Below are 24,979 nucleotides of genomic sequence, written 5' to 3' on the forward strand. Positions count from 1 at the left end.
AGAAATGAGGCGTAGCACGTCTTAATAAACTTCAGCAAGGAGAAGAATCAAAATGACAAAGATAAATATTATATCAGGATTTTTAGGTGCAGGAAAGACAACGTTGATTCAGAAATTACTACGGGAAGTATTTCAAAAGGAAAAGGTTCTGTTAATTGAAAATGAGTTTGGAGAAATCGGCATCGATGGAGGTCTGTTAAAAGGAACCGGCATTGAGATCCGGGAAATGAATTCGGGATGTATCTGCTGTTCCCTGAAAGGCGAGTTCCGCAAGGCATTGGAGGAGGTGCTGAAAAAATACAGCCCGGATCGTATTCTTATTGAACCGTCCGGTGTTGGGAAACTATCAGATGTAATCAAGGCAGTTCAGGAGATGAAAGGGAAACAGTCCGTAATATTGGAAAGCAGCCTTACTGTGGCGGATGTAATGAAGTTTGGTCTGTATCAAAAGAATTTTGGGGAATTTTTTAACGACCAGGTCAGGAATGCAGATACAATTTTGCTGAGCCGGACCGATAAAGCAGACAGAGCAAAAATAATAGAGTGCAGAGAGGAAATCCGTAAAGTCAACCCCAGGGCATCCGTAATTACGACGCCTCTGGAAAAGTTAAAGGGGCTGCAGATTTTGGAAGTAATGGAAGGGAAAGCAGAAGACACCGGGGGAAAAAAGAAGGATGTTTTCCATGAGAAAGGCGGTCATGAAAAATCCCTTCATCATCGGAATGCACCTCGGGTATGCAGCTGTGAAAGCCATCATCATTCAGATGAAATATTTAGCAGCTGGAGCAAGGAGACGGCAAAGGTTTTTACAAAACAGGAGTTAGACCAGATACTGAAAAAATTAGATGAGGATACCGTTAACGGCATGGTTTTACGTGCAAAGGGTTCTGTAGAAAGTATAAAAGGAGAGTGGATTTATTTTAATATGGTGCCCGGTGAGTGGAAAATTATAAAAGGCGAACCACAATATACCGGAAAAGTCTGCGTGATCGGGACTTCTTTAGATACAGAAAGGCTGCAGGAATTATTTGTTGACAAATGATATGTTCCGGTATAATATGAAGTTAGCTTCATGAGAAGTCTGCTTCACATTAGAAAGAGGTTTTGTATGAAGACTAAAGTTAAGGAACTGCGAACGAGTATGGGATTAACGCAGCAGCAGCTTGCTGACCTGGTTCATGTTTCGTCAAGAACGATTATTTCTATCGAAAAAGAACAATATAATCCATCTCTAATGCTGGCATACCATATTTCTGAAATATTTGACGTAAGTATTGAGGATTTATGCTGTCTAAAAGAAAACTCGAAAATGGAGGAAAAAGAGAATGAAAGTAAAAAATAAACGTGGTTTAGTTATTGGAATTATGACAGCAATTTTATCTATTGTATGTTTCATTTCCTATTTCGGCTATTATGAAAAGAGACTCATGATATCAGGCGTTTTGCTGGCAGCTTTATCAGCAGTTAACTTTATAAGAGGGTTTTCGAAAAAGGGTGTTTTAGAAGAGTTGGCAGAAAACACGGATGAAAGAGATTTATATCTGGTTATGAAAAGCAGTCATTTAGTCATCAAGGCTATGAATTATGTGATATGCGGTCTAACCTTTACCTTCACACTTTTATATGGAATCTTTAAGTATCAATATTATTTAGTCATAGCCGGGACATTATGTGCAGTGCTTGTTCTAATGTTTCTTATATACCTGGCCGTTAATATTTATCTGGAAAAACACGAATAATCCAAATGCTGAACGAGTCTTCTTTGAAACTTTATCCAGCAGCTGCCCAGTACTGCGGCAGCTGCTATCAGATAGATTATTTAATTTTACTATAGAAAAGATAACTGCCTTTTTCTAAATGATATTCATGTCCGGCAATTACTATATCAGCTGCTACAGGAGTTACTATCTCATAGCGCCATGATGCATCTTCGATTTTCCAGCCGGAGCGGATAATTCCATGCCGCGTTTCCAGTGTTGCTTCCAGCCAGTCAAGCCTCTGATCCGGCATAGGAGCAATTCGAACTTTTTCATAACCAGGATATTCCTCCAGAGGCGTAATGCCTGCAGCTACTCCATATACCCAGTCCGCTACGGAGCCATACGCATAATGGTTATAGGAGTTCATATCTTTACTCCAAAAATCTCCGTTTTCCTTAATTCCATCCCAATGTTCCCAAATAGTAGTAGCACCTTTTGTGATTGGATACAGCCAGGAGGGGTAAGTTTCTCTCAGCAGAAGGTCATATGCGAGCTGTGTATAACCATATTCGCTTAAAACATGCAGCAGATACGGCGTTCCCACAAAACCTGTCTGAAGCTGTTTACCACAGCTTTTCACGAGATCTGCAAGCTGGTCTGCTGCAGCCTGGCAGTCAGGTGCCAGTTTAAAATATACCGCAAGCACACATTCGGTCTGTGTATGATACTCAGTATAAGTCTTTCGGAAAGCTGTTAAGATTTTCTTGTAGAGTGTCTCATATTCTGCAACATCTTCTTCTAAAACTTTACCGGCTTTTATTACCAGCGAGGTGGAATATGCATAAAATGCAGATGCAATAAAATCTTCCCTGGAGGATCCTTTATAGCTGCCATCCGGTGCGTCCAGTCCCAGCCAGTCTCCGAAATGGATTCCGCCGGTCCAGAGGTATTCATCTTTTGTATGGGTGGTAATATATCCAATCCATTTTTTCATACAATTGAATTGGGATTTTAATATTTCATCGTTGCCGTAAGCTAAGTAGAGTTCCCAGGGACAGATTGTGGCAGCATCTGCCCAGGCAGCACTGCTATCCGGATCATCCAGCAAATTGGGTATTACATGGCCTACCTGCCCATCCTCTTTCTGGTCTGCTGCCATATCGCCCAGCCATTTCGTGAAAAATTTTTCTACGTCGTAATTCAGGCATGCCGTTCTAATAAATACCTGTGCGTCTCCGGTCCAGCCAAGGCGCTCATCTCTCTGGGGACAATCGGTTGGAACATCTACAAAATTACCTTTCTGACCCCATATAATATTATCGAAGAGTTTATTCAGCAATGGATTCGAGCAACGTAAAAATCCGGTTCTTTTCATTTCGGAATGAACAGCCACAGCAGTAAAATTCTCTGGTTTTGCAGCGGACACAGCAACCGGAAATTTATCAATACGAATATAACGGAAGCCAAAGAACGTGAGCTTTGGTTTGTAGATCTGGTGCCCGTCTTTGCAGATATAATGCAATTGTGCCTTGGCGGAACGGTAATTCTCGGTATAGAAATTACCATCCTGATCCATAACTTCGGCATGGGACAGCAAAACTTCTTCACCTGCTTTGGCATCAACTTCAATCTCAATATAACCGGTAACCTCCTGACCGAAATCAACTACGGTCTCTCCGCATGGGGTTGTAAAAATACATGCGGCAGAAACTCTTTCCTGTTCCCGTATCTCTTCACCCTGCTGTGAGATCAGTGTATCAAAAGGTCCGTCAAAAGTACACACTTCTGTCTCATCGGCAGATTGGAAAGAAGCATCATAGGTTTCCCCGTCATAAATTTCTGAAAAACGGACATTGCTTTCGGCAGCAGTCCATGTCTCATTTGTCATAATTGTTTCTTTACTGCCATCTTCGAAGACAATATCTAGCTGTGCCAGAAGCCCTGCCGGATTTTGCTGTAATGCAGACTGCACTTTTGAAATGGCCCATCCTGGCATTCTGCTGCGGTACCAGCCTTTTCCTACGGTGACAAGAAGCAGATTTTCTTCGCCCAGCAGATCCGTTACATCATATACCTGATATTGGAGCCTTTTTTTGTAAGAAGTCCAGCCTGGTGCAAGGATGAACTCACCTACCCGGCTGCCGTTTATCAGAGCCTCATACACCCCCAGAGAGGTGATTGTCAGTGTTGCTTTTTTTACTTTTTCCGTAGTCTGAAATTTCTTTTTAAACATAGGACACACATCGCCCATTTCAAGTGAGGGTTTAATCCATTTTGCCTTCCATTCCATAAAAGTTACCTCCATTTTACGTAAATTTCCTGAGATTGTAAATTTCTTTAAGTATGTACTGTTGTTTCTTGACATTAATGATACCAGAGAATAAAATGGAAAAAAAGACCTGATTTCTACTTAAATAGGGGGTGAATTTATCTTTATGGAGAAAAAAAGTACGATTGATATGAAGCAGATTGCTTTAGGAGATAAAGAAAATCTGGTGATGATGCCTTGCAGCCAGGATGATATGGAAAGCCATGACCATCGTTTTTTTGAACTGGTTTATGTAACCTGCGGCACTTGTATCCATACCTTGAATGATGTAAGCAGCGAGCTTACGCAGGGGGATTATTTTATTGTGGATTATGGGAGCGTCCATTGTTATTCCCAGAGCAGGAATCTGAATCTGATTAACTGTCTGTTCCTTCCGGAAGTTATAGATAACACACTGCATGGGTGCCATTCATTCGATGCACTGATACAGGGGTGTCTCATCAGGTACTATACACCATCACTTATGCAGACTCCGGCTAACTGTATCTTTCATGACGAAGACAAGAGGGTTTTGCAGCTGCTGACCGGTATGTCAGAAGAATACCGGGAAAAAAGACCGGGGTATACGGAGATTTTCCGCTGCAGACTGATCGAGATTCTGATACTTACTCTGCGTGGTATAGTAAAGAGCAGTGTGAGAATCACTAAAAATGAGATTGTTTTAGATGCGATTCAATATGTGGACAGGAATTACAGGGAGCACATCACGCTTGGTATGTTCTGTCAGGAGCATCATTTCAGCCTGCAGTATATAAGCAGGAAGTTCAAACAGGAGACCGGAATTACTTTTCGGGAATACCTGCAGAAGATTCGAATAGAGAAAAGCTGTGTGCTCCTTGCCGGAAGCGATTTGCGGATATCTGAAATAGCAAGTGCCGTGGGATATGATGATATTAAGTTTTTTAACAGCATGTTTAAAAAACTTGTTATGATGTCTCCCAGAGAATATAGGAAGCTGATGCCATAACAGGATGCCTTTTTGGGAGCGTCGTAAGCCGATTTCGTAATTTGAAATCGGCTTTTTTTAGCTTTAAAATTTACAAAATAAATACATAGAAAAAAATTTAAAAATTTACTTTTATTCGGTATTTATCCTAGTGGATTCGTGACCACATTTTTGTATATTGATATATTTGACGATATAATATAGTATGTTGATTATACAAATAGTATAAAAGAGACAAATAAATGAGGTATTTTTATGGGGAAAAATGTAACTAGAAAAGATATCGCCAATGAAGCAGGAGTATCTGTCTCTGTAGTTTCCAGGGCACTGAATAACAGTGGATATGTGGATAAGGAGAAGAAGAAAAAAATTCTGGATATTGCCAATAGGGTGGATTATATGCCGAACCCGGTAGCAATGGCTTTGCAGCAGAAGAAAACATATCAACTATTATTTTTCTGTGGAGATATGACGGGGGTATACTATAATCAGATGTATCATGGGATGGCAAGAGAAGCTGAAAAAAAGGGATACCATGTTTTGGCGATTATGAATGAAGAAGACTTTGAGATTGTGAAAAGGATATTAGCGGATGGAATTCTTTTTCCAACGGAAAGTGTAGCACAGGCTTATGCAGAATCAGTAGGAAAAAATTATTATCTTCCGACTGTTACGGCCTCGTTTGACCCATCCTGTGCATTTAAAAAGCCTATGCCGGCAGTAATAATTGACAATCAAAAAGTTATTAATATGGCGATTGATTACCTGATTGACCACGGGCACAAAAAAATTGGCATGGCGCTTCCTTTCAATGAGGGATATGCAAACCTCCGATATAAATATTGGAAGGAACGAATGACTAATGAGATAGGTAAGCGGTGTATACAGTATTTACTGGATATTCAGGGCAATTTAAATAATACTGATATTCCGGGTGAAGATAAACCGGATTTTAGCAGGGCTGCTGAGGGATTTATTTATCTGGATTTGTTTTTTTTAGGAAAGAAAGCTGCTGATATTTACAGAAATTCAAAACATAAGGCTACTGCGGTAATTTGTTTTAATGATGATATGGCATTTGGTATGATGGAGGGGCTGAAAAAGCACGGTTTGCGAATACCGGAAGACATTTCTATCATGGGAATAGACGGATTATTTACCCGGGAACGCTATGAACCAAAACTGACTACTATTGATATTTATCCAGAGCGTCAGGGTGCAAAATGTGTGGACGTCCTTATAGATATTCTCGAAGGGAATAAATATAGATACATGAATTATTCTCCCTTAGCAATCTTAGAAGGAGAGACGGTAAAGAATTTGAATTGAGAAAGGTTGAAAGAAAATTACGATGCAGAAAGGACGCTACGATGTGATTCTTTCAACCTGTTTAATTGTGGCAGTATTGCAGGCTTGCCTGCAATATGCATGTGTATAAATATGTCAGAGTTAAGCGCGCAGCTCAGATATATAAGTAAAAATGGATGGAGGAAAGAAGTATGATTTTTAAAAAAGTAATATCTGTTGGTTTAGCGGTAATTATGTCAGTATGCCTCCTGGCATGTGGAGGAAAATCAGAGGAAACCAAAACAACTGGAGAGGAAGTCAAAGGAAAACAGAAACTGGTTATCTGGTCCTGGGGGGCAGATGAAGAAAAAAAATCCAGAGAAAACATGATTGAAGTATTTAAGAAAGCACATCCGGAAATAGAGGTTGAACATTCGGTAATTCCCACAGCTGACCATGTATGGGACCAGAAAATGACTGCAGCATTATCAGCCGGTACCGGACCTGATGTTATACAGATGTCTCCGGATTACTATGGGCTGTACACAGATTATTATGAAGATCTGAACCCATATGTTGAAAAAGAAGGAGTGGATTTAAAGTCTGTTATTTCAGAGGGGATGGTTGATCCATATTATCGTCCTGATGGGAAACTGGAAGCAATGCCTTTATTAGAAAATGTATTTGTCTTAGCGTATAACAAAGATATGTTCGATCAGTTCGGAGTGGACTATCCTACAGCAGACTGGACGTGGGATGACCTGGCGGAAGCAGCTAAAAAGTTCGTGGGCGGTGAAGGCGCAGATGCAACTTATGGAATGGTAAATCACTGGATAGATGCGGGGTTGTCTGTTATCTGCAAAGGTGGAAAAGCTTATTCTGATGATTTGAAGTCATGCGAAGTAAATAGTCAGGAGGTAAAAGACGGCCTGAATCTTTTTGGGGATTTAGTGCAGAGTAAGGCCATGCCTGATGACACAGCAGCAAAGGGTTTGCCCAAGGAACAGTTATTTGTATCCGGACATGCTGCGATGTACACACTGGGAGGATTTGAAACAAAATTGATAGCAGATGAAATCGGAGAGAATTTTGAGTGGGAAGCAGTAACCATGCCAAGGGTACCGGGAGGTAAAAATAACCTTATGTACGCAACTGGTTATGCGGTGTTGAAAACGTCACAGAATAAAGATGCGGCATGGACTTTTGTAAAAGATGCTGCTTATGCAAATGAAGATATGGCGAAAGAAACCAGCAATATAGGACTTACCTCATGCAAAATAATAGCAGAGAGTTATTATAAAGATTTGAAATATGGTCCTGTCAGCAACAGTATTTATCTGGATGGCATGAAGGATGCGAAGTTAAATATCTGGGGAGGTGCGTTCTCAGCGGCAGGAGACGTATATACACAGATTTGGCAGTCTGTGACCATTGATGGCAAGACAGCGGATGAAGCTATGAATGAATATTATCCTGCTCTGGAAAAAGCTTTCAACGAGGCAAATGGAAATTAATAGGGTTGCAATTTTTGTATGTTTACAGTAAGAAAAGCCGGTTAACATGTCCGGCTTTTTACAAAAAAAGAAGTTGTAATGTATTAAAAGAAGAATTGGAGGCAAGGAAAATGAGTAAACCCAATATAGCTAAAAAAGTTTCCGTCATGAAAAGAAGAGAGTCCAGAAATTTTTATTTATATACTGCACCATGGCTGATCGGCTGTGTCGTTCTTACACTGTATCCAATACTATATTCTTTTTATTTGATGTTCACGAATATGAATCTGACAGGAAACGGAGAATTTGTAGGATTTGAAAACTGGGTATACGCACTTACAGATGATCCTTTATTTATAAAGGCATTTATGAACACTTTGAAATTTGTAGTAATGTTTGTACCCGGAAGTATTATCCTTTCATTTTTCATAGCATTATTACTGAGCAAGAAAGTTAAAAATCTGGGATTTTTCCGTACGGCTTTTTACATACCATATATTACTTCTGGTGTTGCCGTTACAATTTTGTGGGGATGGATTTTCCAGAAGGATTATGGGATCATCAATTATATATTATCTCTGGTTGGCATAAAAGGCCCCAATTGGCTTGGTGATAAAAACGTGGCAATGATTTCTATTGTAATTCTGTCTTTGTGGACGATAGGAAATAATATTATTATCATGCTGGCTGGAATTCAGGATATCCCCCAGTCCTATTACGAAAGCGCGCAAATTGATGGTGCCGGATCAATTCGTCAGGTATGTTATATTACAATGCCGCTGTGTACGCCTACCGTTTATTTCAATTTGATCGTTACAGTAATAGCTGCTTTTCAGGTATTCCAGCAGCCGATGATCCTAACCAACGGAGGACCATTGAATAGCACTTATACAGCGGCGATGCACTTGTATAATAATGGATTTTTGTACGGGAAGATGGGATATGCTTCTATGATGGCATGGAGTATGTTTGCTGTGATTATGCTGTTTACCATTATTACAGTTTCAACATCCAAGTACTGGGTGTTCTATGATGATTGATGGGGGAGGGAAATAAGATGCGTATAAGATCACAGAAAAAGACGAAGCTTGCAGCAAGAACCATGACATACTTTGTGCTGATAGTGGCAGCAGCAATCTGCCTTTTCCCGTTTATATGGATGATTTCAACATCCTTTAAGCCTATGACAGATATTTATAAAATGCCTCCGGTATTGTTTCCGGAGCATGTAACATTGGAAAATTTTGTGGAAGGATGGAAAGGAGCAAATTTCAGTTTGTATTTTAAGAATACGGCAATGATTACATTTATAGCTACTACAGGGACGGTACTTTCTTCTTCGATTGTAGCTTTTGGATTTGCCAGGTTTGATGCCAGGTATTCCAAGGTATTGTTTATGGTACTTCTGGGGACTATGATGCTGCCTGCACAGGTCACTTTGATTCCACAATATCTTTTATACTATAAACTGGGAATGGTGGATACAATGTGGCCATTGGTTATCCCCAGTTGGTTAGGTGGCGGGGCATTTAATATATTTCTATTTATTCAGTTTTTTCGCACATTACCCAGAGAATTAGATGAAGCTGCAAAAATAGATGGTGCCAATTCACTGAAGATATTTACCAAAATACTTCTCCCAGCAGTCAGGCCGGTTATGCTTGCAGTTTTGGTTATGGCGCTTGTGTATAACTGGAATGATTTTTTTAACCCGTTGATTTACTTGAATTCTGACGATAAATTCACAATTGCAATTGGATTGCAGTTTTTCAAAGGATCCCAGGGAAACGTTCAGGTGGGACAGATGATGGCAATGGCTCTTATATCTTTATTTCCTGTACTTTTGATCTTTTCAACTTGTCAGAAATATTTTATACAGGGCATTAAAATGTCGGGGCTAAAGGGATGACGCACCCAAGCAAAGTTACAGAAACAAATTCAAAAAAATTGGAGGACATTTAAATGAAATACAAAAACCCGATCATCTCCGGATACAATCCCGATCCTTCGATCTGTAGAGTAGGAGAAGATTATTATATTGTTAATTCATCTTTTGAATTTTTTCCGGGAGTACCTGTTTATCACAGTAAAAATCTAGTCAATTGGGAACTACTGGGACATTGTCTTGTAAATGAGACACAGCTTTTTTTGCATAATTGCAGACCTTCCGGAGGAATTTTTGCACCTACGCTGCGTTATCACGACGGAACATTTTTCATGGTAACAACAAATGTCTCGGGCAGAGGTAATTTCATTGTACATACAACAGATATAGTGAGGGGCTGGTCTAATCCGGTTTGGATAGATCAGGGAGGAATTGATCCTTCTCTGCTTTTTGACGATGACGGATCTGTATATTTTGTTTCCACTGATCTTGATGAAAATGGAGAGACTGCAATTTACCTGTGCCGGATCGATCCTTTTACCGGAGAAATCCTTACCGGGAGCATGATAATTAGCAGAGGATGCGGAGGAAGATATGCCGAAGGTCCACATCTTTATAAATGGTTTGGGAAGTATTACCTGATGCTGGCTGAAGGAGGCACAGAATATGGGCATATGGAAACGATAATGCGTGCTGACAGCCCTTATGGACCCTTTGAAGAATGTCCTGATAATCCGATTCTTACACACAGAAATGATATGAGAGAGGAAGTTTACTGCACAGGACATGCTGACATGGTAGAAGATCAGAATGGAAACTGGTGGTTAGTGTGTCTCGGTATTCGTCCATGCCAGGAAAAAACGAACCGTGTACTTCTCCACAATTTAGGCCGCGAAACATTTCTTGCACCTGTTAAATGGACAAAAGAAGGATGGCCGGTAGTTGGTGAAGACGGACTGATTGCGCTTGAGATGGATGGTCCTCTTCCAGGAGAAGCAGTACAGCCTGTAAACCGGGATTTTTGCGACAATTTTTCATGGGAATCTTTCTATCCCCAGTACAATTTCCTCAGAAATCCTATGATGAAAAACTATATTAGAGATACAGTAAATAAGGAACTGATTCTAAGAGGTACAAATATTACCTTAAATGACATTGGCAGTCCGACCTGGCTTGGAGTTCGGCAAAAAGGTTTTTATACTATTTCAACGGTCAAAGTACGTATAACAAATGCAATACAGGGCATGCGTGCCGGCTTGACAACTTTTTACAATGATTCTTACCATTATGAAATATATCTCACCAGAGTACTCAATACATGGAAAATCTGTCTGGCTAAACATATTCATGATATTTTTACGGTTACTTCCAGTGTTGAAATTCCAATGGCTGAAGAGATAATGCTGAAAATGGAATCGGATCGTACTTACTATAAATTTTTTTATAGCCTGAATGGGAATGATTATATTGAATTGGGTTCTGGACTGGTAGCAGGGCTTTGTACAGAAGGTACTAAATCAATGACCTTTACAGGGACATTTATAGGGTTGTTTGCGGAAAATGGCGAGGCTGTTTTTAAAGATTTCGCAGTAAAAGTATTGGATTATTAGGCGGAAAGCCAATCATTCCACAAACCGGAGAATTTTATTACTTCTTTGTAATGAATCCTCTGGCTTGCGGATATATTTTTGTTTTCAAAAGCCCGTTATCTACTCACGAAGCCTGAGAATCGTCTGATAGAGATTGAGCGTCCCCATACCCCACTCCCTGTTCGGATAAACATACGCAGGATTTCGGTCAGCACCACGGATTAAATAGGTTCTGATAGAATTTGCATTCATACCGGGATTATGTCCTTGCACAATGCCCCAGGTCATCAGATTGGCTGCAGCGCCTGCAACATGTGCTGCGGCTACGGAAGTTCCGGTCTGATAGGTCATGGGTATGCCGGATTCTGCAGGTATGCCGGACACAGCAGGGCCATATACATTCACTCCGGGTGCAACCAGGTTTGGCTTCAGAAAGTTAATGCGGTTATACCCATAGCTGGAATGAATATACAGACTGCCATCCCGATGGTTGTAGGCGCCGACAGTAATACAACTGTAGGCATTTGCCGGTTCTGTGATTGTAGTAAACGGATTTGGTTTTAAAAAAACGGTTGAGCTGGAAATAAATCCCTGAATCGGGAGCCACATATGGTAATTACCGGTTATAAAAAGATAATTATACACGCGGATTCTCCAAATTCCCGGTGTAGGCGACTGAAACCGCATAGTGATAAACTGACTGCCGGAGCCCATTTCCGATATGTCGTAATGAACTGTAATCTGTGTGTTTTCCAGTGTGAAAGTCACATGTGTGTCTCTTTCCTCGATCAAGGGAATGCGTGGGATCGTTTGTCCGGTAGGTGATACAAAACCGACGGTGTAAAGTTCCGGGGGAGATGACCATAGTTCAACCACAAATCCTTTTTCATCAACGCCAACGGATACTTCTGCATCCTCATATTCCAAACCGGTTTTGATATTGCCTAAAAAATGATGGTACATTCCTACTTCATTTCCGGCAGCTACAACTGATGCAAATCCTGTCATCAGATTTAATCTTCTTAACAGCAGCCCAAGCGGCGATGTTCCTTCATGGCTTCCCATGTTAGTCCCAAGTCCGAGACAAATGATCAATGGCATTTTATATCGGGCAGATATAAGTGTCAGATATTTAATTCCCATCATAATATCATTTTCCTGATATGCTACAGCAGAGTCCTGTATTAAGTAGAAATCCCGTAAATATTGTTTTGCAGGTTTGAGTTTAACGACTGCAATATTACATTCCGGCGCGGCTCCGATAAAATCTCCATTTGGTGATTGTGTACCTGCGGCTATGCCAGCCAGAAAGGTTCCATGTCCGTTGGTGTCTGTACTTGGAACTAACTCTAATGGATTTTCGGATGCCAGAGCTTCATTAATTTCGGTATTCGTAAATTCTGTTCCATAAATAATGGTGTCATTTACAGTGAAACCTGGTATTCCCGGCGGTAATTTCTGGGGAATTTCCAAAGACGGTAAGGTCTGATCCCAAATTCCCAAAATACGGGAACTGCCATCTGAAAGCCGGAATAACGGATTTTGATAGTTGATTCCGGTATCAATAAATCCAATAATAGTTCCCTGTCCCCGCAAATTCAAAAGAGGTTGTTCAATGGTATCCAATATACCGGATGCTTCCATGCTGGATGTATCGAGAGTGGTATAAAGATTTGGAATAGAATAATATTCGTATTTTTCTGTAGTTATTGGAGCTGCTTCCTGCATGGGAATATATACTATAGAAAATTGGTTGTCGACATAATCCCCACATGCCGAAGGATTGTTCTGAAGTGTATCATCTAAACTATAATTGCTATTCGATATGATAAAATCAGCAAACTCTTCAGAGGCAACATTTTGATTGCATTCCATGAAATTCTCCCAGAATCATTTTCTACAATATATGTAAATCGCCGGAAAGAAAGACCATAGTTCTTATTTTTCACAGAAAGCCTGTTTTTAGTTTGTTTTTATGTATAGAAAGATAAAAAATTACTATAATAAAAATCTGAATGGATTACAAAGGATAGTAAATACTAATATAGAATTAAGAAAGAGAAAACGTTCATACAATAAAAATAAATATAATATATTTCAAATAAGGCAGCAGAATCAACAGAAATCAATAGGAGGCGGCAGCATTGCTGATGTTAACGGCAATGTGCAGAGGGTGAAAACATGAAAAGATCTGGAAGTAAAATCGCAATATGGGTAATTGTTGGAATTATTGTAATACTGGTAGTTGTTGGTATCAGCCAGTATAATTCCCTGGTAGGAATTAATGAAAATGTGGAAAATCAGAGGGCTAATATTGATACGATGCTCCAAAGAAGAGTAGATCTCATTCCCAATCTGGTAAATACGGTAAAAGGTTATGCAGAACATGAGAAAGAGGTAATCGAAGATGTAAGCAATGCCAGAGCAAAACTGGCAGGAGCTGCAAGTATGGAAGAAAAGGCAGATGCTGACAATCAATTGTCCGGTGCACTGAGCAGACTGCTTATGGTTGTGGAAAATTATCCGGATCTAAAAGCAAATCAACAGTTTATCGCTCTTTCTGATGAACTTGCGGGCACGGAAAACCGGATTGCAGTTGCAAGAAAAGACTATAATGATGCAGTGAAAAATTATAACCAGAAAATAAGAAGATTTCCTTCCAACATTTTTGCTAATCTGCTGGGATTTGAGAAAGCAGAATATTTCCAGGCTGCCGAAGGGGCGCAGCAGGTACCGGAAGTCAATTTTGAGGGGCAATAGGAGATGGTATGGTAGGAGTCATATGAAAAAAATAAAAAATATTTTTGCATATAGCCTTATGGTTACGATGGTGCTGATGCTGGCTTATTTACCGGTAAAAGCGGCAGCCGGTATTCAGGCTCCCACAAGAGAGTTTTATGTAAATGATTTCGCAGGACTTTTGAGTAATGAAACGAAACAATATATGATTGCACAGAGTAAATTGCTAAATGACAAGTCGAAAGCACAGGTTGTTGTATCAACGATACAGACCCTGGATGGAAATTCTATTGAAGATTACGCCAATGAGATGTTCCGGGAATATGGAATTGGTGATAAATCCAAGAACTCCGGTGTCTTAATTCTTCTGGCTTTACAGGAAAGAGAAGTTAGAATTGAAGTGGGATATGGACTTGAGGGGGCGATTAATGATGCCAAGGCAGGAAGAATCATCCGCAATCTGGGTACACCGGCTTTAAAAGAAGATAATTGGGACTTGGGGATGAAGACCATGTTTACCGGTGTATTAAAGGAAGTGTACGCAGAATATAACCTGGAAGAACCATCTAACCTGGACGATGCCAATATACAAGAGGGCTTTGCTGATGAGGATTACGGGGAATCATCAAATGGAGGTTCGTTTATCAGCATAGGTCTGATATTATTTTTTATCGTAATCTTCTTAAGAGGCGGCGGCAGAGGCGGACGCGGCGGCGGATTCTTTGGAGGCCCATTTGGCGGTGGCTCCTTCGGCGGCGGCTCCTTCGGCGGCGGTTCCTTCGGCGGCGGTTCCTTCGGTGGAGGCGGCTCCTTTGGCGGCGGCGGTTCTTCAGGCGGCGGCGGGGCTTCCGGGAGATTTTAAAAGTCCATGCAATTCCCCAGGCCAAACAATTTTGGCTTAAATTGGGGTTTAGCTGAGTAAGGGACGCTTTGAAGATAGAGGTAGTGTGCGGAAAATAAAATAGCTAATTTGCATAATAAAAAAGACAAATAAGCCCATGTTTAATTTATCAATTCTGTATATACTTTTTACAACAAGAAAAATTGATCATACAGGAGGGAAAACATGAGGTTTACAGATGGAATATGGGAAGAAGCAAAGGGAATCAGGCAGCATAAAGTACACTCATTATGGGAGTATAAGATTTCAGATGAGGGGATTGAGGTATTCGTCCCCTGTGCTGAAATCCGGGATTTAAATGATACTACATACGGACCTGCAATGACGGTATGGTTTACTTCCCCCAGAAGGGATGTTATCAAAATCAGGGTGAACCATTATGACGGAAAAATCGAAAAAGGACCTGAATTTAAGTTATTTCAGGAGCAGACAGACCTGCAATTTGCAGATACGGAAGAAACCATTTCGATGACCAGCGGCAAAACTACGGTAATCATAGAAAAAAAAGGAGAATTTGCTTTCAGCTTTTATTATGAAGGGAAGAAAATGGTTTCCAGTAAAGACAGGAGCCTGGCATATGTGACAGATTTGGATTATGAGGCAGACCAGTGGTGTGACTTCAATCATTGTCCGCCGCGTCCCCATTATATGAAGGAAACCTATATGAGAGAGCAGCTTTCGCTAGGGGTAGGGGAATATATTTATGGTTTGGGGGAGAGATTCACATCACTCGTTAAAAATGGCCAGACGATCGAAATATGGAATAAAGACGGCGGAACATTTGGCGATCAGAGCTATAAAAATATTCCGTTCTATCTGTCTAATTACGGATACGGCGTGCTGGTAAATCATCCTGAGCATATTACATTTGAAGTGGGAACGGAGAATGTGAGAAAAGTGCAGTTCAGTGTGGAGGGTGAGACTCTGGAATATATGGTAATCGGAGGGGGTACACCGAAGCAGGTTCTTGGAAATTATACTGCGCTGACAGGAAGAAGCCCGGTTCCGCCGGCATGGTCCTTTGGGCTTTGGCTGTCTACCAGCTGGACACCGAGTTATGAGCCGGAAGTGGTGCACGGTTTTGTGGATGAAATGAAGAAAAGGAATATTCCCCTTGGCGTATTCCATTATGATGCAGGATGGATGAAGCCATTTGAACTCTGCAACTTTAAATGGGACAGCAAATTTAAAGATGTGAAGGGGATGTTAGCCAAAATAAAGGAAAATGGTGTTAAAATCTGTGTTTGGATTAATCCGTACATAGGACAGCGTTCTGAATTGTACCGGGAAGGAAAAGAATACGGTTATTTACTCAGACGGAAAGACGGAAGCATCTGGCAGAGTGATCTTTGGATGCCCGGACAGACCATTGTAGATTTCACAAATCCTGATGCGTGCTGGTGGTTTGCAGGGAAATTAGAGGAATTGCTGGATACGGGGGTAGACTGCCTGAAGACGGATTTTGCGGAAAGAATACCCACAGAGGTGCAGTGGTTTGATGAATCTGATCCCCAAAAAATGCATAATTACTACACCTTTCTATATAACCGGACGGTTTATGAAATGCTTAAGCGCAAAAAAGGGGAACGGGATGCCTGCGTATTTGCACGGTCCGCAACGGTAGGAACCCAGCAGTTCCCGGTAAACTGGGGCGGAGATAACCTGGCAACGTATGAATCTATGGCGGAGAGCCTAAGAGGAGGCCTGTCCTTCTGCCAGTCCGGTTTCGGATTTTGGGCGCATGATATCAGTGGATTTGACAGCACCGCCACACCGGATCTATACAAGAGATGGTCGGCATTTGGTCTTTTATCTACCCACAGCAGGCTTCATGGACATGATTCCTACCGTGTGCCCTGGATGTTTGATGAAGAAGCCTGTGATGTACTGGGATTTTTCACCAGGTTAAAATGCTCTCTGATGCCCTATTTGTTTTCTCAGGCAGTGCAGGTTCATGAACAGGGGATACCGATGATGAGGGCTATGATGCTTGAATTTCCGGAAGATCCAAATTGTGCATATCTGGACAGGCAGTATATGTTAGGTGACAGCCTTTTGGCAGCACCTGTATTCCGTGAAGACGGCATAGCAAACTACTATGTACCGGAGGGTAACTGGACCAATTGGATCACAAAAGAAAAATTAGTGGGAGGCAGATGGTATACACAGAAGTTTGATTATTTTTCCCTGCCGCTGTTAGTGAAGCCGAATACACTGCTGGCAGTGGGAGACCGAGATGACTGTGCCGAATATGACTACTGCAGCAATGTGACGTTCCATCTGATTGAACCGGAAGAGGGAAAGAGCATAAAAGCCGTAGTGTACAAGAAGGAACTGAATGATAAATTAGAGCTTCAGGCAGAGAAGAACGGGGATATCTTAAAGGTGACGGCCACACATGATTCAGGCTGGAAGCTGTGTTTGGAAAATCCTTGCAGCAATACTGGAGGCAGAGGAAGTCTGGAAGAAGAAGATAATCAGACATATCTGATTCCGGAAGCGGGTTGTAAGGAATATAAAATTCAGGTATTATAATTACAGGGACAGGTGCGGTTATGAAAGAATGGAAGTTTTCTTTCATAATGGCGCCTGTCAAACATGATCAAGTTCCAGCTCAGGATAATAACTGCATAATATGGAGAAGTTTTCACTTAGAGACTCATTGGTAAGGGAACACTCCCGGATATAAGGGATAGGGACAGGGGCGCTTTGTTTTTCTCTTAAACGGCGGCGGTACTGACCGGGGGTACAGCCGAAATATTCCTCTGATAGCTGGTTCAGATACTTGATGTCTGAGAAACCGCTGGCAATGCAGATATCCAGGATACTGCTATCGGTCTCGGTAAGCAGATTGAGGGCTTTTTCAAAACGAAGCTGCTTCATATAGTTCTGAAAAGAAATGCCCAGGGTTTTTTTGAACAGGTGGGACAGATAATGCAGAGACAGTCCTTTCTGCTCAGAAATATCGGAAAGCAGCAGCTTTTCCGTATAGTGGTTTTCTATGTGGTTAAGGATACTCTGCATACGGAATATATTTTTCTCACGGCTGCTTCGTTCCTGCATGTCCAACAGGCCGTAAGGCAGATTTAGGAGCATCTGTTCCGTCAGCAAATTTAATAGCCCGATACAATGGAGGGAAAAATAATCCGGTTCCCGGAAAAAAGAGGAAGCCATCTGAAGCATTAGTTTTTGCAAGGTTGTGTATTTGCTGCAGGAACACAGCAGGTTTTGATGAAAATAGGTATATTCAAAGGACGGATAATAACTGCGGCAGAAGGATGAGGAAAACTGGACAGCCAGCACAAGCCCTTTTCCGGAGGTGCAGGTAAGCCGATGGGTTTCATAACTGTTAAAAACAATCATGTCATGTTCTTTGGCAATGGGGTTATCCGGCAGAGAAGTTATAGTAAGCGTTCCATCCAATACCAAAAGTAATTCCATGTCGCTGTGCCAGTGCTGGGGAGTGCATTGGAAAATTTCAGCCAGAAATATTTTGCAATAACTTGTTTTACTGTGTTTGATATATTCAAATTCGTGATTAGGCATAAGTCGTTCCTCCTGAATTTTAATGTAATCGTTTTTAGGAGAAAAGTCAAGATAAGGTAAGAGAAGAAAATGACAGAGAAAAAAGATAAAAAAGTAATGCAGCTGAAGAATAAGATTGTGCTGGGATACATATTGCTGGGGATCATTCCGTGTATCCTCATCGGAATTGGCAGTTATCTGGTATACAGCCGCAGCATCAATTCCAAAATAGAGGCAATTGTGGATAACAACGCACAGAGGGATCTGCAGGTAATTGAAGAACGGCTGAAGTCCAACCGGAATATTCTCTATAATATCGTAACGGACAGGGAGCTTCTAAAATTGGTCCGAAAAATGGATCAGGCCGGCAGGGAGGGGGAATATACGTACAAATCAAAGATCCTGGAAAAAATTCAGAGTTTCACATCTATTTATGACAATGTAAACAGTATTACTTATTTAAGTGACAGCGACGAATATATTTTATACGATAAGCGGCTGGGACGTCTGGAGACAATATGGAATAACCGGATCTACCGGGATTATTTTTACCTGAATGTATGGGATCAGGACGAAGTGGTATATCTTCCCACCCTTTGCCTTACGGAGAACCGGGAAGAAAAAATCTACTCTTTCTTTTTGTCGTATCCCCTAAAGGATGCGGTTACGAAAGAAAAGTTCGGGATCATTGTAGTGGGCGTGGACGAGGATATGTTTCATTATACGAAAATCAGCAATAATCAAATGAAGAAATATATGGAGGAACTGGGCATCACTACGTATGTGATTGATAACCGCAGTAAGGTAATTGCTGCAGAAAACAGGGAACTGATAGGCAGTGATTTTGAAACAGCAGCCAATGCCGTCGGAAATGGCAGTAATCACAGGATATTCTTTAATGAAATTGAAGGAACAGGCTGGCAGCTGGTACAGGTTATTGACAAAACACTGCTGTTTCAGGATGTGACATTTTTTAGGCAGATCAGCTTTTTAATCGTAGCTGTTATCATGGGGTCCTTTACACTCCTGACGGTTACAATTACGAACCGCTTATCCCGCTCTATTATAAAAACGGCACGGTATATTGAAGAGTACCAGCCTGGAGAGACAAAAGTTCTGCCCCGTCTGGAGGAAAAGGATGAATTGGTATCGATCATCTATCAGTTTGATAAGATGCGGGGTAAAAATGAGAAGCTGATACAGGAGCTAAAAGATAAGAACTATGAAATTATGACCATGTCCAACCGGCAGAGAAAGGCAGAACTCAAGGCATTAGAAGCTCAGATTAATCCTCATTTTTTATATAATACCCTGGATTCCATCAATTGGATTGCCATAGAGAATGATCAGGAAGAGATCAGTCAGATGCTGAGTTCACTGGGGAGCCTGCTGCGGTACAGTGTTACGAATATAGATATGCAGGTACCGCTGGAAGTGGAGCTGGAATGGATGAAAAAATACACCTTTTTGCAGCAAAAAAGATTTAACGATTCCTTTGTGTGCCAATATGACATTCAGGAGGAGTCACTGAATTATCCAATTTATAAAATGCTGCTGCAGCCGATTATTGAAAATATTATTCTTCATGGTTTCCAGGATAAAAAGCAGGGAGGAGTTATCTCTGTTAAGGCGGAGGTTTTAGAAGATGGGAAATTAATGATATTCATTGAGGATAACGGATGTGGTATTAAATCCGATATCCTAAAGCGGATTCACAATGATATCTCCAATAAAACGCCTCTTAACAGCGAGAGTATCGGTATCAGCAACATTGTAAACCGTACGAATCTGTATTACAAAGGTGAAGCACAGATTCAAATTGAGAGTGAACCGGGAAGGGGAACAAAAGTCGTTTTAATGATTCCATAAGGGGTGAACTATATGCGTATTGTAGTAGTAGAAGACGAACTGCGGGTGCGGCATAGTCTGGTTAAGTGTATTGAGAAAATAAATCCGGAATACTGCGTAGTCGCAGAAGCGGATAATGGTTATGAAGGAATGAAGGCTGTCAGAGATTTTGAGCCGGATGTAGTAATTACAGACATACAGATGCCAAAAGTAGACGGACTGAGTATGATCAGGCAGCTGAAAAACATGAGCCTGAATCCGGTCTTTATCATACTGAGCGGTTATGCGGAATTTGGTTATGCCCAGGAGGGAGTAAGACTTGGCATCCGTGATTATCTTCTAAAGCCGATTACGGTGAATAATCTGCGGGAAACGCTGGCGAATATTGAAAACAGAGGCAGGGAGGAGCAGCCAAAAGAGGAGAAGCACTACTCCGCCTGTATCTGCGCAATGGTGGAAACCATACATAAAGAATACGGTAAACACCTGGGTCTGGATTTGTTTGCCTGCAAGTATAAAATGGCACCGGAGTATCTGAGCACATTATTTGCCAAAGAGACTGGCAAGACCTTTTCCAATTACCTGAAAGAAGTAAGAATGCAGAAAGCAAAACAGTTATTGGAAGAAACAGATATGAAGATCTATGAGATCGCATGCCAGACCGGCTACCCGGACCAGAAATATTTTTCCAAGGTGTTTAAAGAATATGCAGGGGTATCGGCGAAACAGTATGTTTCAAGTTTAAAGCGTGGGTTTAGCTGAGCGAAACCATAACTACAACAGCGGACTCATATCTCCCAGGCAGAACAGATTAAGCCGGTGAAGTGCCCTTGTACATGCAATATATAAAAGGTTTTTGTCATCTTCATTGTTATAATTCAGGGCATCGGTGTCACATATTAAAACAGCATCAAACTCAAGTCCTTTTGACATATAGACAGGAATGATAAACACGCCGTGAAGGTCAGCCACACTTTCGTTTTTTATTAACTGAAGATCAATCTTGTCCTTTAAGGAATCAAACAGCCTAAGGGCATTTCTTTCACTTTTACAGATAAGTCCGATGGAGCGATATCCCTTTTCCATACAGGTGTTTACTTCTTTAAGGATCATACCGCTAAGAGCTGACGGGTCAGAAGCAGCATGAATTTCCGGTGCATCGCCCTGGCGGTTAAAGCTCTTGATACCTGGGTTATGTTCGATAAATTTCAAACTATAATTCAGGATCTCATTGGTGCAGCGGAAACTTTTATCCATGGTAACCAGAGATGATTTTTTCTTATTCAGAATACTGCTGATCTGATCGTAAAGCGATAGATTTTCCTGTTTCCCCAGGGTCTGGTTCATATCTCCTAAAATGGTAAATTTGGAATTCGGAAATAATAAATTGAAAATTTCAAATTGCAGAGGATAATAATCCTGGGCTTCATCAATTACCACCTGTTTGATGCTTTTATAGTCGTTTGTTCCATATATCTTCAGATGCAAATAAGCCAGAACAGCTGCATCATCATAATGCAAAAGGTTAGAGTCTAAGTTTTCCTGTGTGAATTCTAAAATTTCTTCCATGTATTCATTATGCTCTAAGTTATCTGCTAAGCTATAAAAATATTCTTTATCAAGGAATAACTGTCTGTACAGGTCTGAAATATTGAGTTCTGTGAATTTTTTTATTTCTTCTTTTATCAAAGATTCCTGAGCTTTTGACAAACGTTTTTTCTGTGCTGCATTTACAGATTCCAGAATAAAAGTCTCTAATTGTTTTAATTTCATTCCCAAAGGAGTTTCTGCTCTTCCGGATATTTTATATCTCATTATATCTTTGCTTACAATACACTTGTTATCATAATAGACATCTTCAAAGGCGATCCATCTCTGGGGCAAATCCGAAATAAACCGGTCAATCATTTCCAGAAATCTCCGGGAGGTTTTGAATTCGATACTGCTTTTTATAACCGTGCGGTATTCGGGACTTGTGATCAAGTTTTCTAAAAACTGGTTTCTTGACTGTAAATGTACATTCGGGAATAGTTTTGTAATAATTTCTTCGAACACCATGGAAACAACATTACTTTCGCCGAGTTCCGGCAATACGTCAGAGATATACTGTTCAAATAGCGAGTTTGGAGAGATAATAATAATATTATTCGCAGAAAGTTTCACCTGCAGGTCCTGATACATCAGGTATGCAGCCCTATGGAGGGCAATGGAAGTTTTTCCGCTCCCGGCCACGCCCTGCACCATCATCAGGTCATTTTCCATGTCTCTTATCACAATATCCTGTTCTTTCTGTATGGTTTCAATTATGGTTTTCATTTTTGAAGAAGTATTCTTAGACAATAGCTGTCTTAAAAACTCGTCTACAATCTGAACATCGGCGTCAAAAAAGTATTCCAGTTTGCCGCAGCTTATTTCAAACTGGCGCTTTAAGTTAACCTCTCCGTTAATTCTCCCGCTGGGGGCATCATAAAATACCGGCCCTGTTAAAAAACGGTAAAAGACACTTGCAATTGGCGATCTCCAGTCGTAGATGTACAATTCGTGTGTAGTGAGGTTTTTCAAAGAAGAACGTCCGATATATATTTTTTCAAAAGTATCTTCATCATCGAACTTAAAATCAATTCGGGCAAAATATGGGGATTTGATCAAATTTTCCAACAGAAATATTTTGTTCTCCACCTCTTCATAGTCTGCAATTTTATCCAGAACCGGATTCACATATTGGCTTAACTCAGCGAGAGCTTCAAAACCTTCCGATGACCAGAGCCCTGATATAGAGTGTGACGTATTTTCGCGCATCTCTTTTTTTGCTGAAATAATGGCTGACTTATTCTCTTCGTTGTTCTGTCTTGCCTTTTCCAGTTGTTCCTCTGCTAAAGATATCGTTTGTTCCAGCCTTTTGTTTTCAAATTCTAATTCAGATTGATTATTTACCATTATGAAAAACACCTCTCATCCAGAATTGGCCGGAACTTAGTCCCATAGCCGTTGTCCATCAAGTCTAGCACAACTAAAACTTGAAAAACAGTCTTGTTGTTGCTGATTATGTATGATACAATAAAGGCAAGAGAAAAGGTGATTGGTGCTTATGCGCAATTGCCTTTTTTTCTATACTAAATTTCCCTCAAATCTTCTTATTTATACGTCATCCACAAAGTTTAGGATATGACTGTTATTTATAATCATTTACACTTTTCTTATAATATTGGAATTTTAATTTTCCTCAGGGTTTCTTATAATAGAGTTATAAAAAGCAGGAGGTAGGATAAATGAAAAAGAGATTAGCAATTATACTGGCAATGGCATTAGGAGCAACGACACTTTTTGGCTGCAGCGCTGCATCAGATTCCGGTGGAACCACAGAAACCGGGACGAAAACAGACGAAGCGGCGGAAACAGATGCAGGAACAAAATCTGATGCAGGTACAGAAGCCGTAAGCGAAGCAGGTTCAAATGAGGAAAACACATCTGCATCGACCCAGGGAGAGAGTACGGCAGCAGCAGAGGGCAGAGAAGAGGTGGTACTCTGGCATTACATAACGGAACTGGAAAAAGAAGCTCTGGAGAATACCATAAGTGAGTACAATGAGTCCCAGAATAAAGTCTATGTAAAAGCGGAATATGTACCCAGGGAAGAGCTTTTAAAACAGTATACCATCGGGGCTGTATCCGGTGAACTTCCGGATATCGGAATCATTGACTGTACCGACCATTCCTCTTTCGCATCCATGGGAATTTTTGCAGACCTGACAGAAAAGTTCCAATCATGGGAAGAAAACCAGTTTCTGGAGGGACCTATGGATTCCTGTACATATCAGGATAAAATATATGGGATTCCGTTTAACAGCAACTGTCTCGCGCTGTATTACGATAAAGACGAGCTGGCTGAGGCCAATATAGAAGTTCCTACAACATGGGATGAATTGGAGAAAGCAGCGGAGGCGCTCACAAAGGATGGCCGTTATGGACTGGCGATGAGTGCCATTAAAACGGAAGAAGCAACATTCCAGTTTATTCCGTTCCTCTTATCGGCTGGTGGGGATCCGGAACATTTAAATACACCGGAAGCGCAAAGCGCATTGGAATTTATTGCCGGCCTCATAGACAAAGGATATATGAGCAAAGAGATAATTAACTGGGGGCAGACGGATATAGAAAAACAGTTTGCAGCAGGACAGGCATCCATGATGATTAACGGACCCTGGTCCAATAACCTGATTGAAAATGATGCACCTGACAAAAACTGGGGTGTAGCGATGATACCAAAAGATAATGAATTCGCATCTGTTTTGGGCGGAGAGAATCTGGCTGTTTCCAAAGATGCCAATATTGATGCCTGCTGGGACTTTATAACATGGTTTGAAAGTAAAGACGTATCCAAAAAACTGTGTGGTGAAATCAAAAAATTCTCTCCTAGGTCCGATGTTTCCGGAGAAGAGACTTTCCCGGATGACGAGGTTATGGCAGTGTTCGGGGAACAGCTGAAAGTGGCAAAGGCAAGAGGACCACATCCAAAATGGACAGAGCTTTCCACCGCGATTCAGTTAGGAATCCAACAGGCTCTTACCGGAGAAAAATCAGTGCCGGATGCACTGGAAGAAGCTCAGAAAACAGTAGATGAAATTAATGCTACGATTAAATAACTGTTGTTTTAAATGAAAATACAGGAGTCCTGCCGCCAGGGAAGACGGTGGCAGGACTTTTTATGTCAAAATTGCAGGATTTATTAATGAAACA

20 protein-coding genes are annotated in these 24,979 nt (G+C 40.9%); 16 read left to right on the forward strand and 4 right to left on the reverse strand.

What is annotated here, in order from left to right; all coding sequences use genetic code 11:
• The first annotated feature begins 52 nt into the window (after window positions 1-52).
• From CD03_RS0105135 to CD03_RS0105145, 3 genes are all read left to right on the forward strand, one after another.
• The gene (locus CD03_RS0105135; RefSeq protein ID WP_027292710.1) at window positions 53-1,042 is read left to right on the forward strand and encodes a CobW family GTP-binding protein; all 990 of its coding nucleotides are present in this window, start codon (window positions 53-55) and stop codon (window positions 1,040-1,042) included.
• Window positions 1,043-1,108: 66 nt separating this feature from the next.
• Window positions 1,109-1,342 carry a helix-turn-helix transcriptional regulator gene (locus tag CD03_RS0105140; protein ID WP_027292711.1) on the forward strand — a complete coding sequence of 78 codons (234 nt, stop codon included), beginning with the start codon at window positions 1,109-1,111 and terminating at the stop codon, window positions 1,340-1,342.
• Window positions 1,326-1,739, forward strand: a complete 414-nt coding sequence (locus CD03_RS0105145) for a hypothetical protein (protein ID WP_027292712.1) — start codon at window positions 1,326-1,328, stop codon at window positions 1,737-1,739. Before CD03_RS0105140 ends, CD03_RS0105145 begins: the two co-directional genes overlap by 17 nt.
• A 76-nt stretch (window positions 1,740-1,815) precedes the next feature.
• On the opposite strand, the gene CD03_RS0105150 is transcribed toward CD03_RS0105145, so the two are convergent.
• On the reverse strand, window positions 1,816-3,990 hold the full coding sequence (locus CD03_RS0105150; protein ID WP_027292713.1) for an alpha-L-rhamnosidase: 2,175 nt from the start codon (window positions 3,988-3,990) through the stop codon (window positions 1,816-1,818).
• Between the two features lie 145 nt (window positions 3,991-4,135).
• Between CD03_RS0105150 and CD03_RS32490 the strand changes: the two genes are divergently transcribed.
• The 6 genes from CD03_RS32490 (at window position 4,136) to CD03_RS0105180 (ending at window position 11,250) form a co-directional block, all read left to right on the forward strand.
• On the forward strand, window positions 4,136-4,996 hold the full coding sequence (locus CD03_RS32490; protein ID WP_044288916.1) for an AraC family transcriptional regulator: 861 nt from the start codon (window positions 4,136-4,138) through the stop codon (window positions 4,994-4,996).
• Between the two features lie 234 nt (window positions 4,997-5,230).
• A complete protein-coding gene (locus tag CD03_RS0105160) occupies window positions 5,231-6,304 on the forward strand; it encodes a LacI family DNA-binding transcriptional regulator (RefSeq protein ID WP_027292714.1) in 1,074 nt (357 codons plus the stop codon).
• 170 nt (window positions 6,305-6,474) lie between these two features.
• Window positions 6,475-7,776 carry an ABC transporter substrate-binding protein gene (locus CD03_RS0105165; protein WP_027292715.1) on the forward strand — a complete coding sequence of 434 codons (1,302 nt, stop codon included), beginning with the start codon at window positions 6,475-6,477 and terminating at the stop codon, window positions 7,774-7,776.
• Between the two features lie 110 nt (window positions 7,777-7,886).
• Complete coding sequence (locus tag CD03_RS0105170; RefSeq protein ID WP_027292716.1) at window positions 7,887-8,795, forward strand: carbohydrate ABC transporter permease; 909 nt, start codon at window positions 7,887-7,889, stop codon at window positions 8,793-8,795.
• A gap of 17 nt (window positions 8,796-8,812) precedes the next feature.
• Complete coding sequence (locus tag CD03_RS0105175) at window positions 8,813-9,664, forward strand: carbohydrate ABC transporter permease (RefSeq protein ID WP_027292717.1); 852 nt, start codon at window positions 8,813-8,815, stop codon at window positions 9,662-9,664.
• Between the two features lie 53 nt (window positions 9,665-9,717).
• Window positions 9,718-11,250, forward strand: coding sequence for a glycoside hydrolase family 43 protein (locus CD03_RS0105180; protein WP_027292718.1), 1,533 nt, complete (start codon window positions 9,718-9,720; stop codon window positions 11,248-11,250).
• A gap of 99 nt (window positions 11,251-11,349) precedes the next feature.
• Here CD03_RS0105180 and CD03_RS0105185 read toward each other — a convergent pair whose 3' ends face one another.
• Entirely contained in the window at window positions 11,350-13,104 is a 1,755-nt protein-coding gene (locus CD03_RS0105185; protein WP_027292719.1) for a S8 family peptidase, read from the reverse strand.
• Window positions 13,105-13,204: 100 nt separating this feature from the next.
• On the opposite strand from CD03_RS0105185, the gene CD03_RS0105190 reads away from it, so the two are divergent.
• The 4 genes from CD03_RS0105190 (at window position 13,205) to yicI (ending at window position 17,404) form a co-directional block, all read left to right on the forward strand.
• Complete coding sequence (locus CD03_RS0105190) at window positions 13,205-13,414, forward strand: hypothetical protein (protein ID WP_027292720.1); 210 nt, start codon at window positions 13,205-13,207, stop codon at window positions 13,412-13,414.
• The gene (locus CD03_RS0105195; protein WP_027292721.1) at window positions 13,411-13,989 is read left to right on the forward strand and encodes a LemA family protein; all 579 of its coding nucleotides are present in this window, start codon (window positions 13,411-13,413) and stop codon (window positions 13,987-13,989) included. The genes CD03_RS0105190 and CD03_RS0105195 overlap by 4 nt, the downstream gene beginning before the upstream one ends.
• Window positions 13,990-14,011: 22 nt before the next feature.
• On the forward strand, window positions 14,012-14,830 hold the full coding sequence (locus CD03_RS0105200) for a TPM domain-containing protein (RefSeq protein ID WP_027292722.1): 819 nt from the start codon (window positions 14,012-14,014) through the stop codon (window positions 14,828-14,830).
• Window positions 14,831-15,034: 204 nt separating this feature from the next.
• The gene (gene yicI, locus CD03_RS0105205; RefSeq protein ID WP_027292723.1) at window positions 15,035-17,404 is read left to right on the forward strand and encodes an alpha-xylosidase; all 2,370 of its coding nucleotides are present in this window, start codon (window positions 15,035-15,037) and stop codon (window positions 17,402-17,404) included.
• Window positions 17,405-17,461: 57 nt separating this feature from the next.
• Here the strand turns inward: yicI and CD03_RS32495 are convergent, their stop codons facing one another.
• Window positions 17,462-18,415, reverse strand: coding sequence for a helix-turn-helix domain-containing protein (locus CD03_RS32495; RefSeq protein WP_052377676.1), 954 nt, complete (start codon window positions 18,413-18,415; stop codon window positions 17,462-17,464).
• Between the two features lie 69 nt (window positions 18,416-18,484).
• Between CD03_RS32495 and CD03_RS35805 the strand changes: the two genes are divergently transcribed.
• Window positions 18,485-20,263 (forward strand): sensor histidine kinase, encoded by a 1,779-nt coding sequence (locus tag CD03_RS35805; protein ID WP_052377677.1) that lies wholly within the window; start codon window positions 18,485-18,487, stop codon window positions 20,261-20,263.
• Between the two features lie 12 nt (window positions 20,264-20,275).
• The gene (locus tag CD03_RS0105220; RefSeq protein ID WP_044288918.1) at window positions 20,276-21,004 is read left to right on the forward strand and encodes a response regulator transcription factor; all 729 of its coding nucleotides are present in this window, start codon (window positions 20,276-20,278) and stop codon (window positions 21,002-21,004) included.
• Between the two features lie 12 nt (window positions 21,005-21,016).
• Here CD03_RS0105220 and CD03_RS0105225 read toward each other — a convergent pair whose 3' ends face one another.
• Entirely contained in the window at window positions 21,017-23,179 is a 2,163-nt protein-coding gene (locus tag CD03_RS0105225; RefSeq protein WP_027292725.1) for a HelD family protein, read from the reverse strand.
• Window positions 23,180-23,511: 332 nt separating this feature from the next.
• On the opposite strand from CD03_RS0105225, the gene CD03_RS0105230 reads away from it, so the two are divergent.
• Entirely contained in the window at window positions 23,512-24,885 is a 1,374-nt protein-coding gene (locus CD03_RS0105230) for an ABC transporter substrate-binding protein (protein WP_027292726.1), read from the forward strand.
• Window positions 24,886-24,979: the final 94 nt, after the last annotated feature.

It is taken from the genome of Robinsoniella sp. KNHs210 (assembly GCF_000686105.1).
Classification (GTDB): domain Bacteria; phylum Bacillota; class Clostridia; order Lachnospirales; family Lachnospiraceae; genus Robinsoniella; species Robinsoniella peoriensis.